The organism is Mesorhizobium sp. WSM4887, from assembly GCF_029625865.1.
GTDB lineage: Bacteria > Pseudomonadota > Alphaproteobacteria > Rhizobiales > Rhizobiaceae > Mesorhizobium.
The window spans coordinates 59,279-75,964 of record NZ_JARTVP010000013.1 but is presented as its reverse complement, the minus strand read 5'-3'; the positions used below and the strand labels follow the sequence as shown (position 1 = coordinate 75,964).

Here is a 16,686-nt window from a genome sequence, read left to right as displayed (position 1 = left end):
GTCAGATGATCCGCATCCTCGCCTTCCTCGCCGTCGTGTTCGCGCTGGGGCTCGGCTTTGCCTGGCTGGCCGACCGTCCGGGCGAGATGATCATCACCTTCAACGGTTACCAGTACCAGGTCACGCTGATGGTGGCGGCGGTGGCGATCGTCGCCGTGGTCGCAGCGGTGATGATCGTCTGGTGGCTGATCAAGTCGCTGTGGAACAGCCCCTATGCGATCTCGCGCTATTTCCGGGTCCGCCGCCGCGATCGCGGCTACCAGGCGCTGTCGACGGGGATGATCGCAGCCGGCGCCGGCGACGGCGCGCTGGCGCGTAAGAAGACCAAGGAGGCGGCCAAGTTGATCAGTTCCGACCAGGAGCCGCTGATCAACCTGCTCGATGCGCAGGCCTCGCTGCTCGAAGGCGACCATGACGGCGCGCGGGAAAAGTTCGAGCGCATGCTCGATGATCCGGAGATGCGACTGCTCGGCCTGCGCGGGCTCTATCTCGAAGCTGAGCGACTGGGCGACCGCAACGCCGCGCGCCACTATGCCGGTCGTGCCGCAGCTGTGGCACCGCAGCTTGCCTGGGCGGCGGAATCGACGCTTGAAGAGCTGACCGAGCGCGGCGACTGGGACGGCGCGTTGAAGCTGGTCGAGGCGCAGAAATCGACAAGGCAAATCGAACGCGATGCCGCCAACCGCCGCCGCGCCGTGCTGCTCACTGCCAAGGCGCAGGCGCTGGTCGACAGCGATCCGAACGCTGCCCGGACCGCGGCGCTCGAAGCCAACAAGCTGGCGCCCGATTTCGCGCCGGCCGCGGTGATCGCGGCCAACCTGCTGATTAAGCACAACGATGTGCGCAAGGGTTCCAAGATCCTGGAGACGGCTTGGCGGGCCGAACCGCATCCGGACATCGCCGAGCTCTACATCCATGCGAGGCCGGGCGATGCCGTGCTCGATCGCCTCAACCGGGCGAAAAAGCTGCAGGAATTGAAGAAGAACCATGCCGAATCGTCGATGGCGGTGGCGCGCGCCGCGCTCGACGCGCAGGATTTCGCCACCGCCAGGCGCGAGGCGGAATCCGCCATCCGCATTGATCGCCGCGAAGGCGCCTATCTGTTGCTGGCCGACATCGAGGAGGCCGAAAGCGGCGACCAGGGCAAGGTGCGGCAGCTGCTGTCCAAGGCTGTGCGCGCGCCGCGCGATCCGGCCTGGGTGGCGGACGGTGTCGTCTCGGAGCGCTGGGCGCCGGTATCGCCGATCACCGGCAAGCTCGACGCGTTCACTTGGCGCGCGCCGATGGAGCGGCTCGGGCAACTAATCGACAGCGAGGTTGAGGAGGAAATTCCCGCGATCGCTGCATCGGCGCCCGCTTTGCCGGCTGACGAGAGAGCGATCGACCTTGAGCCCGATAGTTCGGCCGAGAAGGCGGCCGCCGAGGCGCCGAACGGCATCGAGAGGGAAACCGCGGTCGCCGCCGCCGATGACACGGTGGTCGAGCAGGCGCCGGAGTTGCCGCGCTTGCCGGATGATCCCGGCGTGACGCCGGAAGACGAGGCGGAAAAATCGCCGCGCCGGTTTCGTTTGTTTTGAGGCTCGGCTTGGCGGACAGGGAAAAAGCATCGATGTTCGAACGCGTATTGTCCTTCCTGAGGGATTTGCCTGCTGCGGGCGCGAGCAAGCCAAGCGCGGACGATCCGCGCGTCGCGGCCTCGGCGCTGCTCTATCACGTGATGAACGCCGACGGCGTGCGCCAGGATATCGAGTGGGAGCGCTTCAAGGAGATCCTGGCCGAGACCTATTCGATCAGCGGCGACGAGCTCGACGCGCTGGCCGCCGCCGGCGAGCGTGCCGATAACGAGGCGATCGACCTCTATGCCTTCACCAGCGTGCTCAAGCGCCATCTGGATGCCGAGGCGCGCAAGGCCTTCATCGGCCTGATGTGGGAGATCGTCTACGCCGACGGCGAGCTGCACGAGCTCGAGGACAACACCGTCTGGCGCGTCGCCGAACTGATCGGTGTCGAGCGCCACGACCGCATCGAGGCGCGCCGCAAGGCGGCGGCCGAAGCCCCGGGCGCTCGGGGCACATCGAGCGACGAATAGCTGGACCTTTCTTCTTCCATGCCACCCAGACCCAGGCCGAGACCAAAAATCCTGATCGTGCTGCATCAGGAGACTTCGAGCCCCGGCCGCGTCGGCCATATGCTTCTGGAAGAAGGTTTCGATCTCGACATTCGCCGGCCGCCGCTTGGCGAAGAGCTTCCCTGCACTTTGGACGGCCACGCCGGGGCGGTGATCTTCGGCGGGCCGATGAGCGCCAACGACCAGGACGAGTTCGTCCGGCGTGAGACCGAGTGGCTCGAAATCCCGCTCAAGGAAAACCGGCCTTTTCTTGGGATCTGCCTCGGCGCGCAAATGCTCGCCAGGTATCTTGGCGGCAGGGTCGAGGGTCATGGCGAAGGACTGGTCGAGATCGGCTGGTATCCGCTGAAGGCGACCGACGCCGGCAAGAAACTGCTGCACTGGCCGGAGATGGTCTACCAATTCCACCGCGAGGGCTTTTCCCTGCCGAAGGACGCGACGCTGCTCGCCACGGCCGAAACCTATCCCAACCAGGCTTTTCGTTATGGCGAGAATGCCTGGGGCATTCAGTTTCATGGCGAGCTGACCAGGGTGATGATGCAGCGCTGGGTGGTGCGAGGCGCGCATCGCTTCGAGCTGCCCGGCGCGCAGCCCGGCCGCGATCATCTCGGCGGCCGGCTGATCTGGGACATGCACCTCAAGCGCTGGCTCGGCGAATTTTTGAGCCTGATCTTCGGCAAGCCGGCCGTCGGATAGATTTTGCCGCAATTGCAGAGGGAAGCCGCTGCACTCTTCTAGTCCGGCCGTCAAGTTGCTGCGCCGGCAATTAGTTCCTGCTATTCAAATGCCGCACCTGCCGCAGCGCAGGGAACAACCAAGCCCAGATCCCGGCAACCGCGATGGCGCCGATGCCGCCGATCACCACCGCCGGCACAGTTCCGATCAGCGCCGCCATGGTGCCGGCGCGGAACTCGCCGACTTCATTGGAAGCGCCGACGAAGACCTGGTTGACGGCGTTGACGCGGCCGCGCACCTCGTCCGGCGTCCAGAGCTGGATCAGCGTCTCGCGGATATAGACGCTGAACATGTCGGTGGCTCCGAGCATGGCGAGCGCCACGATCGACAGCCAGGTGATGGTCGAGACGCCGAACAGGACGGTGAAGGCGCCGAACAAGGCGACGAAACCGAGCATGATCTTGCCGGCATGGTCGCGGATCGGATGGCCGGCGAGCCAGACCGCCACGGCGATGGCGCCGATCCCAGGCGCCGAGCGCAGCAGGCCGAGGCCCCAGGGCCCAAGCTCCAGAATGTCGCGGGCATAGACCGGCAGCAGCGCCGAGGCGCCGGAGAGCAGCACCGCGAACAGGTCGAGCGAGATCGCGCCGAGCACGATCTTCTCGCCCCAGATGTAACGAAAGCCGGCAAACAGGGTCTGCATCGTCGGCTTGTCGGTAGCCGTCTGCTGCGCGGGCTTGGGGATGGTGAAGACGAGCAGCGCGGCGACAAGCATCAGGATCGCCGCAGTAGCGTAGGCGATCTCCGCCGAAAGGCCGTAGAGCAGGCCGCCGGCGACCGGGCCGACGATGGTTGCCGTCTGCCAGGCGGACGAATTCCAGGCAATGGCGTTGGCGAAATCCTGTGGCGGCACCAGATTGGCGACCAGCGAGGACGAGGCCGGCCCGTAGAAGGCGCGGGCGATGCCGAACATGGCGAGCACGACGAAGATCGGCAGGGGGCCGCCAAGGCCGCGCAGCGTCAGCAACAACAGAGTGAGCGCACAGCCGGCCTCGACGAACGACGCCAATGTCATGATCAGGCGGCGGCCGAAGCGGTCGGCGACGACGCCGGTGACAAGCACCAGGAGCAGCGACGGCAGGAACTGGACGATGCCGACGATGCCGAGGTCGAAGGGATTGCGCGTCAGGTCGTAGATCTGCCAGCCGACGGCGACGGAGACGATCTGGGTGGCGAAAGTGGTGAGGAAGCGCGCTGTCCAGTAGCTGAGATACGGCCGGTGCCGGAAGGCGGCGTAGCGCTGTTCAGGTGAAGTTGCTTCGGCGGTCATGATTCGAGGGCCCCGTTGTGACATCGGCCGGCGGGGCACTTCCACGGTGGGCGCTGGTCCGGCCGGAGACCCTTAGCCCAGTTCGCCTCGTCGCGCGCGCAAAAAATCGGCGCGGCATGAAGGAACTACGGGATTATCGTTCGCGGTGGAAAGAGGCTCAGTCTCTCAGCGCGGCGGAAATCGCTTGCAACCCGCCGCGCAATTCCGCCTCTTTCGGCCAGCCGAAGCCGACGCGGAAGAAGCGCTTCGGCATCTCGAACCAGTGGCCGGGACCGACATAAGTGCCGTGTTCTTCCAGGAGCCGAGCGTAGAACCGGTCGAGGTCGAAGCCCGCATCGACATTCAGCCGCGGGAAGCCGACCACACCGCCTTGCGGACGCATCCAGTCGACCAGCGGCTCGCCGTCGATCCAAGCCTGGACGATATCGCGGCGCTTGGCCATCTCCGGCAGCAACGATGCAAGGAAGGCATCGCGCCGCTCGAGCATGGAGCGTGCGATCGCCTCGTCGATGACACTGCCGCAGATGCCGATCTGCTCCTTGGCGGCGAGGAACGTCTCTTGCAGAGCGTGGTCCTTGCTGACCAGCCAGCCGATGCGGATGCCCGGAATGCCAAATGCTTTCGAAAGGGAACAGACGCTGATCGCGCTTGGACTGAGCGATGCCGCGGAGGGCAGGCGCTCGCCATAGGACAGATCGCGATAGGTTTCGTCGACCAGCAGCCGGCAGCGGCGGCTTTCGGCAAGCGCGACCAACCCGTCGAGATCGGCGCCGGTCATCATCGTGCCGGTCGGGTTGTGCGGGCAGGTGACGCTGATCAGCCTGGTGTTCGGCCGCACCGCCGCCGCGACCCGCGCGACATCCACGGCGAAGCCCTCGTCGAAGTCGAGATCGACATAGCTGATCGCGCAGCCGATCGCCTTGGGCGTCTCGATATTGGTGGCATAGTTCGGCCGCACGACGACGAGATGGTCATCGGCCGAAAGCAGCGAGGTGGCAATGATGAACAGCGCGCCGGCAGCGCCGGCGGTAACCAGCACGTCGTCCGGGGATAGCGCCTTGTCCTGCCCGGCGATCAGCGCGCGCAATTGCTTATCGCCGCGATGCTCGTCGTAGAACAAGGTGAGGTCGGGCAGCGAGAGGCCGATATCGGCAAGCTTCTGGTCGGCGATCGAGCTTTCGGAGAGATTGAAGCGGATGCGGTCGTAGCCGTATTCCTCCGGCGCTTCCTTCTCGATCACCATCCTCGCATAGTTCATGGCTCACCCGAACAGCATTCGCTTGTCTTATCCAAGCCAAAAGCAGGAAGCCTGCCAAGGCGGATTCCTTGGCAGGCTTCTTCAAACCGTTGGCACAGGGCCAAGATCGTTCAGGCGGGGGCCTTTACCTTCCTGGCCTTTGCCGGCTTCTCCGGCTCGGCTTCGGCCTTGCGGCCGAGGCCGATCGACTTGGCGAGCTCGGAGCGCGATGCCGCGTAGTTAGGCGCGACCATCGGGTAGTCTGCCGGCAGGCCCCATTTGGTCCGGTAGGCTTCCGGGCTCAGCCCGAAATGCACGCCGATATGACGCTTCAGCGATTTGAACTTCTTGCCGTCCTCGAGGCAGATGATGTAATCCGGCGTCACCGAGCGCCGGGGATTGACGGCAGGAACGGGCGGCGGTGCCGGGGGAGTCGGCGGCTGGTTCAGGGCGCCGATCGAGGAGGCGACACTGGCGATGAGCTCGCCCAGGCCCGAAGCAGGCAGCCGGTTCTTGGCGACATAGGCCGACACGATGTGGGCGGTGAGCTCGAGCAGGTCGACATCTTCGTTGGCTGTATTGGTTTCCTCGTCCACGTCAGTCCTCCTCTATGCCGCACGGCCGCAAATCGGGATGTAAAATCCAGCGCGCTGCCGCGCGTTTGGCGCGCCGAGGCGGGCGCATGTGCGGCAGGCCGGCGGATTCCTAGTCGGCAAATCTGCGCGGCGCAACGACAGGTCGTGCGACTACACGTTATTTTGAACGACTATACTGAAAAGTAAAAATATCAGACGATCAGCGCCTTATCGCGCCACAGTCGAAATCCGCCTTCGAAGGCACGTGTGTTGTCGCCGCGCCTGGATTTTTCAGGCAATTCATCGAGCTTGTCGACATTGCCGCCGCCGATGACCACATAGTCCGGCTGCAAGGCGGCGCGAAGCCTGTTTACGACATCGAAAACGTATCTGCGCCATTTTTTCTTGCCGTGCTTTTCCAGGCCGCGCTCGCCGACATAATCCTCGAAGCTGCCGCCCTTCTTGTAAGGAAGATGAGCAAGCTCCATCGGCTGCCCGACATTGTCGAGGATCATGGCGGCGCCCAGGCCGGTGCCGAGGCCGAGGAACAGCATACGGCCGCCGTCATAGCTGCCGATCGCCTGCAGGAGCGCGTCGTTGACGACTTTGACCGGCTTGCCGAAGGCGGCGGCGAAATCATAGCCGTTCCAGCCCTTGCCGAGATTGAAGGGGTCGAGCGAAGGCTTGTTGTCCCTGACCGGGCCAGGGTAGCCCATCGAAATGACGTCGTAATCCAGGCCCTCGGCCAGCTTCTTCACCGAAGCCACCATCTGCTCAGGTGTCAGGCCCGGCCCGGAATCGGTGCGGCGCATCTCGCCGCCGGCGCTGGTGAGAATTTTCACACGCGATCCGCCGACGTCGATGGTGAGGACGACCTGCCCGTCCTTCGTCGAAGCCCGTTTTGCTGCTTTCGCCATCCCGTCCCCCGAGAAGCTATTTCGTCGGATTGATCCAGCCATTGGGCGGGCCGAAGCCGTTCATGGCGTTGGCCGGCCCCCAGGTCTTCGGCGCGTAAATCGGAGGCGGCGTGGTGTCGCCAAGCACCGGTCCGACGATCCGCCACGCAAGCTCGGCCGCGTCCTGGCGCGTGAAGAGCTGGCCGTTGCCGTTCATCGCGTCGCCGATCAGCCGCTCATAGGGCGGCATATCGCCCTTGGTGTCGTCGAGCGCGGTCAGTTCCACCTGCTCGCCGATCATGTCGTCGCCGGCTACCTTGCGCTGGGCGCCGATCGAGATCGCCACCTGCGGATCGATACGGAAACGGACATAGTTGGCGTCGCCCGGCTTGATCGGATCGAAGACGTCGAGCGGCGGGCGCTTCAGCCGCACGATCACTTCGGTCGCATGCACCGGCATGTTCTTGCCGGCGCGGATGAAGAAGGGCACGTCCTGCCAGCGCCAGGTGTCGACGAAGAAGCGTACGGCGGCGAAGGTCTCGACCGGCGAGTTCGGCCGCACGCCCGGTTCGGCCAGATAGCCGTCGAACTGGCCGCGCACGACATCGTCCTTGGTCAAGGTGCGGATGGCGCGCAGCACCTGCACCTTCTCGTCGATCAAATCGTCGGCAGAGCGGCCGACCGGCGGCTCCATGGCGAGCAACAGCAGGATGTTGAGCAGATGGTTCTCGATGACGTCGCGGATGCAGCCGACGTCGTCATAGAACTTGCCGCGGCCTTCGATGCCGAAATCCTCGGCCATGGTTATCTGCACGCTCTCGACGAAGTTGCGGTTCCAGATCGGCTCGAGGAAGGCGTTGGCGAAACGGAAATAGAGCAGGTTCTGGATCGCTTCCTTGCCGAGATAGTGGTCGATGCGGAAGATGGACTGTTCGTCGAACACCAGGTGCAACACGCGGTTCAGCCAGCGGGCCGACTGCAAATCGTGGCCGAAAGGCTTTTCGACCATCAATCTGGCGCCCCGCGCGGTGCCGGATTGTTCGAGCCCCTGGACGACGGTTTCGAACATGGTGGGCGGCACTGCCATGTAATGCAGCGGCCGCTGCGCCGAGCCGAGCGCCGCCTTCAATCTCTCGAATGTCGCCGGATCTCGATAGTCGCCGCTGACAAAGCGCAGCAGCGAGGCGAGCCTGGCGAACACCTTGTCGTCGACGCCGCCCAGCGCATTGACGACGCCGTCGCGGGCACGGTCCACCAGCTTGCCAAGATCCCAGGGATCGAATGCGACGCCGATCACCGGCTCGCTCAGCGTCCCCTTGGCGACCATGTGATAGAGGGCCGGAAATATCTTCTTGTGCGCAAGGTCGCCGGTCGCCCCGAAAAGCACCAGCGTGTCGGATCTCTCCTGGCTCATCCCGTCACTCCCGCCCTCACGCCTTCGGCTTTTCGACATGGCCGCCGAAAGCGTAGCGCATGGCGGACAAGAGCTTGTCGGCAAAGGCGGATTCGCCTTGCGAGGAGAAGCGGTCGAACAGCGCCGAGGAGAGCACCGGCGCCGGAACGCCGGTGTCGATCGCGGCCTTCAAGGTCCAGCGGCCTTCGCCGGAATCGGAGACGCGGCCGCCGAACTGGGCGAGCGACGGATCGTTCTTCAGCGCGCCGGCGGTGAGATCGAGCAGCCAGGAGCCGATGACGCTGCCGTGGCGCCAGACTTCGGCCACGGCGGGCAGGTCGATGTCGAACTGATAGTATTGCGGGCTTTCGAGCGGGCTGGTTTCGGCGTCCGCCGTGCGGGCGCGCTTGCCGGCATTGGCCGATTTCAGGATGTTGATGCCCTCGGCGTAGGCGGCCATGACCCCGTATTCGATGCCGTTATGAACCATCTTGACGAAATGGCCAGCGCCGCTCGGCCCGCAATGCAGATAGCCGTAAGGCGCGGTTCCGCCGTCTTTCGGCGGCTTGGAGCCCGGGTCGGCGCCCGGCGCCAGCGTGGCGAAGACGGAATCCAGGTGTTTCACGGCTTCGTCGGGGCCGCCGATCATCAGGCAGTAGCCGCGCTCCAGCCCCCAGACGCCGCCGCTGGTGCCGACATCGACGAAATTGATGCCCTTGGTCGCCAGCTTCGCCGCCTGGTCGACGGCGTCGTGATAATAGGAATTGCCGCCGTCGATGATGATATCGCCCGGCTCCATCAGCGCCGCAACCTGGTCGACGATCCTGCCGGTGATCGCCGCCGGCAGCATCAGCCAGGCGCAGCGCGGCTTGGCGAGCTTGGCGACGAACTCCTCCAGCGAGGCGGCGCCGATGGCGCCGTCCTTGACCATGCCGGCGACACTTGCCGAATTGATGTCGTAGACGACGCATTCGTGGCCGTCGCGCATCAGGCGGCGCACCATGTTGGCGCCCATCCTGCCCAGTCCCATCATTCCGATCTGCATGGTGTTATCCTAATAGCTTGAGGAAAGAACCTTACTGGCTATCCGAAGGATCGATGCCGACGGTGAAGTCGACATTCTCCCAACGGCTGGCTTCCGGCCAGAAAAATGTGAAGACGACCGTCGATCCCGGCTGCAGGCCGTCGACATCCAGGTCAACCAGGTGGACGCCGAAGGCGTTCTCCACCGTGTTGTCGTCGCGCACCGTCAGCCACTTGTCGCTACTCCAGTGAACCACGCCGCGCGCCGCAAGTTCCACGCGCAGGAGCTTGCCGGCGGGAAGAGAGCGGATCTTGTTGTTGAAGCGCCATGTCCTGAACGGCGACACGGTCTTGCGCTTGATGTAGCGCTCGACGCCCTGCGGCGGCATGTCGAAGACCTTGCCGTCGCGCAGCGAGCGCAGCAGCTTGATGTGCTCGGCATGCGCCCAGACCAGCGGCATGGCGCTGCCCGATGGCGCGCCGAGCCGCAATTCGCGCTCCGGCAGGTCGGGTCTGTCCCAGACCTGCTCCGGCAGCAGGCCGCCTGCACCGGCAGAGCGCTCGAAGGTCTCGAGCAGCTCGGCCGCTTTGCCGGGTCGCCCGGCGGCCAGCTCGTAATGCGCGCGCTCGCCGGCGAGCAGCGGCCAGGGCCGGCCCCGGCCGGTGCCGTCGAAGGGCGAACCATCCTCATGCTCGCCATAGCCGTCGCCGGTATAGCGGTACCAGAGCGGGCCCTGCGGCAACTCGCAGCGCAGAAGCGCGTCGATGGCTTTGACCGTGTTCACGATGCGCGCATCGTCGGCGGCTCTCAGTCCGAAGCGGACCAGCGCCAGCGCGTCGGGACTTATGATGGCCTCGGCCGGCCGATGGCTATCGCCGGGCGGGCGGTTCTTGATCGGCACGAAACCGTCCTTCGGCGAAGCGGCGCCAGCACCGTCGGGCGGTGTGATGCGGACATGGTAGCCGTCGATGCCCTCCCTGGCGCAGAGTTCGGTGCCGGTGACATAGGTCCAGCGCTCGATCTGGTCGTTCCAGCAGTCGGCCGTCTCGCGCAGATAGTTTGCCGGTTCATTTTTGCCGCAAGCATCCAGCATGTCAGCCGCCGCAAGCAGCGCCGCGATCTCGACGGCCAGCGTGAACGGGCTGTAGCCGGCGTCCTCTTCCCAGCGGTCCTCGCCGGTGACCGGGCCGTTGCGCACCACATAGGAAGCCGCGCTTTCGATCATGGCTAGGAAGTCGTCGAGCTTCGCGCGCGGCAGATGGCCCGCGCGGCGGAGCGCGTCGGCAAGCAGCAGCGGAAAGGCGCATTCGTCCATCTGGATGCCAGGCCAGTAGGGCGTGCCGCTCACCCAGTAGTTCTGCGGCCAATGACCGTCCGCCTGTTGGATCGAGCGGAGATAGGTGAGGACATCGAGCGCCTGCCTGGCGTCGCCGGCTGCAAGGAAGCCCCCCGCCGTTTCGACCAGGTCGCGCGGCCAGACCAGATGGTAGCCGCCGAGATCGTCGTCGCCCTTGTTGAAGCCCCAGGGGATCGATAGACTGGCGACTGCGGCTCCAGGCCTGGCGATCGACAGATGCGAGGCAAGCACCGCGGTACTGACGCGGTAGGTATTCAGGCCGGAGGCGGCTTGCCTGTCGAGCGTCTCCAGGCCGGACTGGAAATTCCGCCAGCTGGCGGCATAGGTTTCGGCGGCCGCATCGAAACCGTCCTTCAGGCTGGCCAGCGCGGCTTCAGCCGCCTCTTCCGGCGAGGCGCCGAAGCCGAGCGCCAGCAATGCGGTGCCCTTGCCTGTCGAGAAGCCGATCTCGCCGGTCAGCGCCACATTGCCATCCTTCGTGCGCTCAGCGGCAGGATCGAGCGCGCCGCCATTCCGCAGCTGCTGCCAGCCGTCCGAGAAACCGACATAGCCGGCCGAGCATGCGCCCCAGGGCCGCGAGGCTGCAAGCGCGAGCGAGACGCCGCGGCCTGACGCAAAGAGAACACGCTGCCCCTTGTGCTCGCCGACCCAGGCGGTGTTGCCCATGCCGCGATTGACGAGATGCGGCGCGAGCAGCGCGTAGACCTGGTAGTCCGAGGCTGAGCCTTCGAGCGCCGCGAATGTGATTTCCTGCAGCAGAACAGGCCGTTTCGAATCCGTAACGATGCGCTTTTCAATCCGATAGGAGCCATTGACCGCCGTGTTGACCAGGCGATAGCCGGGGACGCCGGCTTCGAATGGCTCGACAAGGTGGGCGGCATCGCGTTTCTCTTCCGAGAAATAGCCATCGGGACCGGTTATGATCAGCCCCAGGTCGCGCGTGCAGGCGCTGTCGAGGCGGGGATAATAGACCTCGTTCAATATGCCGTGACTGAGGGTGAACCAAAGTGGGCTGTTCGCTGAAAGCCCGGTGCCGGCGCCGCTCTTGGCGCTTGACGTCCAGCGCGCGGGACTTCCCGGGGCGCCCTGAGCAACGGTCGGCGTCACTGCCATCGATTGGCCTCCTGCGGCCGTTCCTAGACCAGGAGCCGGCGGCTTTTCAATCGCCGCACCCGAAGTTGATCGGGCTCGGGTCGCTTGACCCATCGTTGACAGCGGCGCCGTCAAGCGCTCACTATTTCTCGGGCAGGGAGGAACTGCGGAAAACAGGATCGAGGCCGCGCGGCGCGGCTTGGCTGTCGTTCCACGGCATTCATCAGGGCGAAAAGGGAGGAGACATGTCTGAGGTATCTCCCCAGCTAATCGATCGGCTGCTCGCAATCTCGCGGGCGCTCGCCGGCCATATCGATCCGGGCTCCGCGTTCCGCGCGACAGCGATCGAAATCGGCACGCTCATCCCGCACGACCATATCGATCTGGCGGTGTTGTCGCTCGATGGGCGCATGCATGCCTGCTACGAGGCCGGCTTCCATACCAGCTGGAGCGATCTGGCGCAGCATCCGGTCGAGGGCAGCCCGATCCGGCGCGTGCTGTGGGGCGACACGCCTTATCTGCTGACCGACAATGCACTTCTCGACGACCGATTCCACTTCGAGGGAGCGTTCGACGGGCCGATCTTCGCCGCCAAGCTGCGGAGCCGCATCATCGTGCCGCTGCGGGCACGCGGCAGCGTCATCGGCGCGCTCAACATCAGCCGGCACAAGACCGGCTGCTACTCGCAAGAGGACGTCGAGATCGCTCAGCAATGCGCTGACCTCATCGGGCCCTATATGTTCGCGCTGATCCAGACGGAGGAAGCGCGCCGCGCCATGCTCGCCGAAAGCGAGGCGCGCAACCGGGCGGAACTGCTGAGAGTCGGCGCCTCGCAACTGACCGAGGGTATGGAGCGCGAGCGCCGCCGCATGGCCATGGACCTGCACGACCAGACGCTCGCCGACCTTGCCCGCATAGCACGTCAGGTTTCTGCGTTCCGCAGCCGGGGCGTGGCGCGGACGGCCCAGCTTGCCGATCTCGAGCAGGAGGTGGCGGGCTGCCTCGCGGAGCTGCGCCACATCGTCGACGACATGCGGCCGAGCGTCCTGGAACTGTTCGGCCTGCGCGACGCGGTCGAGGCACATCTCAACCGCAGCGTTGCCAGGGCCAAGCCGCCGATCGCGGTGCGCATCGCCGACACCAGCGACGGCAGCGCCGACGGCCTGTCGGAAACACTTCGCACCGCGCTCTATCGCATCGTGCAGGAAGCCATCAACAATGCGGTCCGTCATGCCGCGCCAAGCCGCATCGAGGTGCAGCTGGCGTCGACGGCAACCACATTCAACGTGACCGTCACCGACGACGGGCATGGCTGCGGCGCGATCGATCCCGCCGCTCAAGGCGGCATCGGCCACATGCACACGCGAGCGGCCCTTGTCGGGGCGCGGCTGCGTTTCGAGCCGGCCGACCGCAAGGGCGGCACCAGGGTCGTGATCGAGATCGATCGCGAGTCCGCCGAGGCCGAGGCGGCGGCGTGCGGCACCGCGATAACCGAAGCTCAGCCGGTGGCGGAGGCAGTCTGATGCTGGTCATGATCGCCGAAAATGACGGGCTGCACCGCACCTTCGCGCGGCGGACCGTCGAGCAATTGTGGCCCGGCGATGTCGAGGTGATCGAAGCCGGCGACGGCGAGGACGCCATCAATCTTGCGGCGGAACGGCAGCCGCCGCATGTCGTGCTCGACCTGCAACTGCCCAAGGCGACCGGAATCGAGGTGGCGCGCGCCATCTGGAGCCAGCGCGCCGGCACGCATATCCTGTTCTGGTCCAACTTCGCCGACGAGGCCTATGTGCGCGGCGTGGCGCGCATCGTGCCGCCGGGGTCGGTCTATGGCTATGTGCTGAAATCGGCGACGGAAGAAGGCATGCGCTCGGCGCTGCGGGGCGTGTTCCGCGAGGGGCATTGCATCATCGACCGCGAGATCCGCGGCATCCAGCACCGCGTCCAGGACCGGTTCGAGGGCATCACCGACGGCGAATATGAAAGCCTGATCGACATCGCGCTCGGCCTCACCGACCGAGCGATCGCGGCGCGGCGCGGCCTGTCGATCCGCGGCGCGCAGAGCCGCATCAAGCATGTCTATGACAAGCTCGGAATAGTGCCGCCGGAGGAAGGCGTTGGCGAGGCGTCGGTGTTCAATTCGCGCACCCGCGCGATCTATCTGGCCATGGCGCGCGGCCTGATCAACATCGATGCGCTGCGGCGCGAGCAGGAGCAGCTCGACGCCTGGCTCGCGCAGGCAACGCCGTTGCAGGAGCAGTAAGCCCCGTCAATGGGTCAACAGGCTCAGCTTGAATGCTGATTGCTCTTGGCCCTCAGAACGATCGGCTCGGTCTCGATCAATCGAAGCGACCTGACCATATCAGCCGTCCGCGGCTTGTATTTGAGAAAGTGCGGCGCGGTCAGGTGGGCGTGGTAGGCGGAATGATCGACGTAGCATTCGATGACGCGCACCGTTTCGGGCGAACCTTTTATCGAGACCGCGTGCAGGAACAACACGCCGGGCTCGTTCTGCACCGAGGCCTCGATCTCTTCGGCGAGCAAGGCCCTGAAGCTTTCGAGCTGGGATGCCTCGATCTCCAGTTCCGCAATCCGCACGATCGGCCTGCCGCATCTCTCTGCCATCCATGGTTCTCCTGTCTGCAGCCGTGGATGCCGGTGCCGACTGTGCAAAACCACAGTCGGTGCTGCGCTTAGACCGCTATCGCCCGGTCCGCGTCCCGACTAGCTTTTGTCCTACAAAAACAAAAATCCCGGGGAAGCGCTCATGCCGTTCGTCAGCATACGGATACTCGAGGGTCATTCGCAAAAGCGCAAGAACGAGATCTCTCGCCGGGTCACCGAGGCGATCAGCGAGGTCGCCGGACTGCCGATGGACGCGATCTGGGTGGTGATCGAGGACGTGCCGGGCAGCGACTGGTTCGTCGCCGGCAAGCCGGTGCGGGAACCCAAGAGCCCGTGATGTCGATCCCGGCGCGCGCCCGTCATTCCGGCTTTGATGACGTCGTCGGCAATGCGGCGATGGAGCGGCTCGCCACCGGCTACGGCTTCATCGAAGGTCCGGTGTGGCATCCCTATGAGAAATGGCTGGTCTTTTCCGATATTCCGCAAAGCCGCATGTACCGGCGCAGCGCTTCCGGCGAAATCGCGGCGTTCCGCGACCCGAGCCACATGGCCAACGGCAACACGCTCGACCGACAGGGGCGGCTGGTGACCTGCGAGCACGCTAGCAGCCGCGTTACCCGCGCCGAGCCGGGCGGCACCACGACCGTTCTCGCCACGCATTACCAGGGCAAGCAGCTCAACAGCCCGAACGACATTGTCGTTGCTACTGGAGGCTCGATCTATTTCACCGATCCGACCTACGGCCGAGCGGAATTCTACGGCGTGCCGAGGCCGCAGGAACTGTCCTACCAGGGTGTCTACCGGATCGACGGCGACGGCGCCGGGCTGACGTTGCTTGCCGACGATTTCGCGCAGCCCAACGGGCTCTGCTTCTCGCTCGATGAATCGCGGCTCTTCGTCAACGATACCACGCGCGGCCACATCCGTGTGTTCGGCGTCGAATCCAATGGTGACCTCAATGGCGGCGCCGTATGGGCTGTGACCGAGGGCGATGCGCCAGGCGCGCCGGATGGGATGAAGATCGACAGCCGCGGCAACCTCTATTGCACCGGCCCGGGCGGCATCCATGTCTTTGACGCGTCGGGCGATCTCCTCGGCGTCATCGCGACGCCGGAAGATTGTGCCAATTTCACCTTCGGCGACGAGGACCTGCGGAGCCTCTACATCGCCGCGTCGACGTCGCTCTACCGGCTGAGGGTACGGGTGCCGGGATTGAGGCTGTTTTGAGCGGGACCGTTCGCGCTCAGATCGGATGGGAGTGAAGCCGGCCCGCAGGGGCCGGTGGGAAGTGCAGCAGTCAACACATCTGGGAGGATAATGACATGAAGAAACTACTGGTCTTGAGCGCCTTTGCAGCCATGCTCGCCTCGGGCACCGCGCTTGCCGACACGAGCGGCAAGAAGATCGCCTTCTCCAACAACTACGCCGGCAATTCGTGGCGCCAGGCGATGCTCGACAGCTACGCCATCGTCACCAAGAAAGCGGTCGAGGACAAGGTGGTGGCGGCGGCGGATGTCTTCACCACCGCCGACAAGGAAGTGCCGACGCAAGCCGCGCAGGTGCAGAACCTGATCCTGCAGGGCTATGACGCCATTGTCATCAACGCCGCCTCGCCGGATGCGCTGAACGGCGCCATCAAGCAGGCCTGCGACGCCGGCATCGTGGTCGTTTCCTTCGACGGCATCGTGACCGAGCCTTGCGCCTACCGCGTCGTCGTCGACTTCAAGGACATGGGCAGGCAGGAAGTCGAGCAGATGGCCAAGTTCCAGCCGAAGGGCGGCAATTTGCTGGAAATCCGCGGGCTGGCAGGCACCTCGATCGACGATGCTATCCACGCCGGTATCCTCGAAGGCGTCGCCGCCCATCCCGAGTTCAAGATCGTCGGCTCGGTGACCGGCGACTGGGACCAGACCACGGCGCAGAAAGCGGTGGCGACCATCCTGCCGTCGCTGCCGGAGATCGTCGGCGTCGTCGACCAGGGCGGCGACGGCTATGGAGCCGCGCAAGCGTTCGCCGCCGCCGGCAAGCCGCGTCCGACCATCATCATGGGCAACCGTCAGGACGAGCTGAAGTGGTGGAAGGAGCAGAAGGACAAGGACGGCTACCAGACCTGGTCGGCCTCGATCGCGCCCGGCGTGTCGACGCTCGCCTTCTGGGTGGCGCAGCAGGTGCTCGACGGCCGCAAGGACGTGCCGCACGATCTGCTGGTGCCGTATCTCGCCTTCACCCAGGACAATTTCGAGGCCGCGCTGCCGAAGATCAAGGAAGGCGGCGTCGCTACCCACGAATACACCCAGGAAGACGCGATCGCGGCCATCAAGGCCAACATCAAGCAATAGCGGCGCGACGTTGCC

Annotated in this window: 16 protein-coding genes; 8 read left to right on the top strand and 8 right to left on the bottom strand. The window is 65.2% G+C overall.

What is annotated here, in order from left to right:
• Nucleotides 1–5 precede the first annotated feature (5 nt).
• The 3 genes from P9230_RS28680 to P9230_RS28670 are packed head-to-tail and all read left to right on the top strand — an operon-like array spanning nucleotide 6 to nucleotide 2,824.
• On the top strand, nucleotides 6–1,577 hold the full coding sequence (locus P9230_RS28680; protein WP_278051706.1) for a heme biosynthesis protein HemY: 1,572 nt from the start codon (nucleotides 6–8) through the stop codon (nucleotides 1,575–1,577).
• Between the two features lie 32 nt (nucleotides 1,578–1,609).
• Complete coding sequence (locus P9230_RS28675; protein ID WP_066998287.1) at nucleotides 1,610–2,089, top strand: TerB family tellurite resistance protein; 480 nt, start codon at nucleotides 1,610–1,612, stop codon at nucleotides 2,087–2,089.
• A gap of 18 nt (nucleotides 2,090–2,107) precedes the next feature.
• On the top strand, nucleotides 2,108–2,824 hold the full coding sequence (locus P9230_RS28670) for a glutamine amidotransferase (protein ID WP_095826259.1): 717 nt from the start codon (nucleotides 2,108–2,110) through the stop codon (nucleotides 2,822–2,824).
• 70 nt (nucleotides 2,825–2,894) lie between these two features.
• On the opposite strand, the gene P9230_RS28665 is transcribed toward P9230_RS28670, so the two are convergent.
• The 7 genes from P9230_RS28665 to P9230_RS28635 form a co-directional block, all read right to left on the bottom strand.
• Nucleotides 2,895–4,133, bottom strand: coding sequence for an MFS transporter (locus P9230_RS28665; protein WP_066998282.1), 1,239 nt, complete (start codon nucleotides 4,131–4,133; stop codon nucleotides 2,895–2,897).
• 157 nt (nucleotides 4,134–4,290) lie between these two features.
• The gene (locus P9230_RS28660; RefSeq protein ID WP_278121353.1) at nucleotides 4,291–5,391 is read right to left on the bottom strand and encodes a pyridoxal phosphate-dependent aminotransferase; all 1,101 of its coding nucleotides are present in this window, start codon (nucleotides 5,389–5,391) and stop codon (nucleotides 4,291–4,293) included.
• Nucleotides 5,392–5,501: 110 nt separating this feature from the next.
• Nucleotides 5,502–5,966: a MucR family transcriptional regulator gene (locus P9230_RS28655; RefSeq protein ID WP_095826256.1), complete on the bottom strand. Its 465-nt coding sequence runs from the start codon at nucleotides 5,964–5,966 to the stop codon at nucleotides 5,502–5,504.
• A 191-nt stretch (nucleotides 5,967–6,157) separates the two neighbouring features.
• Nucleotides 6,158–6,862 carry an ROK family protein gene (locus P9230_RS28650; protein WP_278121352.1) on the bottom strand — a complete coding sequence of 235 codons (705 nt, stop codon included), beginning with the start codon at nucleotides 6,860–6,862 and terminating at the stop codon, nucleotides 6,158–6,160.
• Between the two features lie 16 nt (nucleotides 6,863–6,878).
• On the bottom strand, nucleotides 6,879–8,255 hold the full coding sequence (gene zwf, locus P9230_RS28645) for a glucose-6-phosphate dehydrogenase (protein WP_278121350.1): 1,377 nt from the start codon (nucleotides 8,253–8,255) through the stop codon (nucleotides 6,879–6,881).
• A gap of 16 nt (nucleotides 8,256–8,271) precedes the next feature.
• The gene (gene gnd, locus P9230_RS28640; protein ID WP_127243065.1) at nucleotides 8,272–9,279 is read right to left on the bottom strand and encodes a phosphogluconate dehydrogenase (NAD(+)-dependent, decarboxylating); all 1,008 of its coding nucleotides are present in this window, start codon (nucleotides 9,277–9,279) and stop codon (nucleotides 8,272–8,274) included.
• Nucleotides 9,280–9,310: 31 nt separating this feature from the next.
• Nucleotides 9,311–11,728: a glucan 1,4-alpha-glucosidase gene (locus P9230_RS28635; RefSeq protein WP_278121347.1), complete on the bottom strand. Its 2,418-nt coding sequence runs from the start codon at nucleotides 11,726–11,728 to the stop codon at nucleotides 9,311–9,313.
• A gap of 224 nt (nucleotides 11,729–11,952) precedes the next feature.
• Here P9230_RS28635 and P9230_RS28630 point away from each other — a divergent pair, with 224 nt between their 5' ends.
• A complete protein-coding gene (locus P9230_RS28630) occupies nucleotides 11,953–13,230 on the top strand; it encodes a GAF domain-containing protein (RefSeq protein WP_278121345.1) in 1,278 nt (425 codons plus the stop codon).
• Nucleotides 13,230–13,970: a response regulator transcription factor gene (locus tag P9230_RS28625; protein ID WP_278121343.1), complete on the top strand. Its 741-nt coding sequence runs from the start codon at nucleotides 13,230–13,232 to the stop codon at nucleotides 13,968–13,970. The genes P9230_RS28630 and P9230_RS28625 overlap by 1 nt, the downstream gene beginning before the upstream one ends.
• 23 nt (nucleotides 13,971–13,993) lie before the next feature.
• Here P9230_RS28625 and P9230_RS28620 read toward each other — a convergent pair whose 3' ends face one another.
• Nucleotides 13,994–14,332, bottom strand: a complete 339-nt coding sequence (locus P9230_RS28620; protein WP_278121342.1) for a putative quinol monooxygenase — start codon at nucleotides 14,330–14,332, stop codon at nucleotides 13,994–13,996.
• Nucleotides 14,333–14,474: 142 nt separating this feature from the next.
• On the opposite strand from P9230_RS28620, the gene P9230_RS28615 reads away from it, so the two are divergent.
• The 3 genes from P9230_RS28615 (at nucleotide 14,475) to P9230_RS28605 (ending at nucleotide 16,671) form a co-directional block, all read left to right on the top strand.
• On the top strand, nucleotides 14,475–14,669 hold the full coding sequence (locus P9230_RS28615) for a 4-oxalocrotonate tautomerase family protein (RefSeq protein ID WP_067323038.1): 195 nt from the start codon (nucleotides 14,475–14,477) through the stop codon (nucleotides 14,667–14,669).
• Nucleotides 14,669–15,559 carry an SMP-30/gluconolactonase/LRE family protein gene (locus P9230_RS28610; RefSeq protein WP_095826272.1) on the top strand — a complete coding sequence of 297 codons (891 nt, stop codon included), beginning with the start codon at nucleotides 14,669–14,671 and terminating at the stop codon, nucleotides 15,557–15,559. The genes P9230_RS28615 and P9230_RS28610 overlap by 1 nt, the downstream gene beginning before the upstream one ends.
• A gap of 95 nt (nucleotides 15,560–15,654) precedes the next feature.
• Nucleotides 15,655–16,671, top strand: coding sequence for an ABC transporter substrate-binding protein (locus P9230_RS28605; RefSeq protein ID WP_066998252.1), 1,017 nt, complete (start codon nucleotides 15,655–15,657; stop codon nucleotides 16,669–16,671).
• Nucleotides 16,672–16,686 lie beyond the last annotated feature (15 nt).

Bases quoted from the DNA above. Each gene is read 5' to 3' on its own strand.
- P9230_RS28635 (WP_278121347.1), bottom strand. From the start codon at position 11,728: ATGGCAGTGACGCCGACCGTTGCTCAGGGCGCCCCGGGAAGTCCCGCG.
- P9230_RS28675 (WP_066998287.1), top strand. From the start codon at position 1,610: ATGTTCGAACGCGTATTGTCCTTCCTGAGGGATTTGCCTGCTGCGGGC.
- P9230_RS28605 (WP_066998252.1), top strand. From the start codon at position 15,655: ATGAAGAAACTACTGGTCTTGAGCGCCTTTGCAGCCATGCTCGCCTCG.
- P9230_RS28665 (WP_066998282.1), bottom strand. From the start codon at position 4,133: ATGACCGCCGAAGCAACTTCACCTGAACAGCGCTACGCCGCCTTCCGG.
- P9230_RS28615 (WP_067323038.1), top strand. From the start codon at position 14,475: ATGCCGTTCGTCAGCATACGGATACTCGAGGGTCATTCGCAAAAGCGC.
- P9230_RS28670 (WP_095826259.1), top strand. From the start codon at position 2,108: ATGCCACCCAGACCCAGGCCGAGACCAAAAATCCTGATCGTGCTGCAT.
- zwf (WP_278121350.1), bottom strand. From the start codon at position 8,255: ATGAGCCAGGAGAGATCCGACACGCTGGTGCTTTTCGGGGCGACCGGC.
- P9230_RS28660 (WP_278121353.1), bottom strand. From the start codon at position 5,391: ATGAACTATGCGAGGATGGTGATCGAGAAGGAAGCGCCGGAGGAATAC.
- gnd (WP_127243065.1), bottom strand. From the start codon at position 9,279: ATGCAGATCGGAATGATGGGACTGGGCAGGATGGGCGCCAACATGGTG.
- P9230_RS28610 (WP_095826272.1), top strand. From the start codon at position 14,669: ATGTCGATCCCGGCGCGCGCCCGTCATTCCGGCTTTGATGACGTCGTC.
- P9230_RS28680 (WP_278051706.1), top strand. From the start codon at position 6: ATGATCCGCATCCTCGCCTTCCTCGCCGTCGTGTTCGCGCTGGGGCTC.
- P9230_RS28620 (WP_278121342.1), bottom strand. From the start codon at position 14,332: ATGGCAGAGAGATGCGGCAGGCCGATCGTGCGGATTGCGGAACTGGAG.
- P9230_RS28625 (WP_278121343.1), top strand. From the start codon at position 13,230: ATGCTGGTCATGATCGCCGAAAATGACGGGCTGCACCGCACCTTCGCG.
- P9230_RS28630 (WP_278121345.1), top strand. From the start codon at position 11,953: ATGTCTGAGGTATCTCCCCAGCTAATCGATCGGCTGCTCGCAATCTCG.
- P9230_RS28650 (WP_278121352.1), bottom strand. From the start codon at position 6,862: ATGGCGAAAGCAGCAAAACGGGCTTCGACGAAGGACGGGCAGGTCGTC.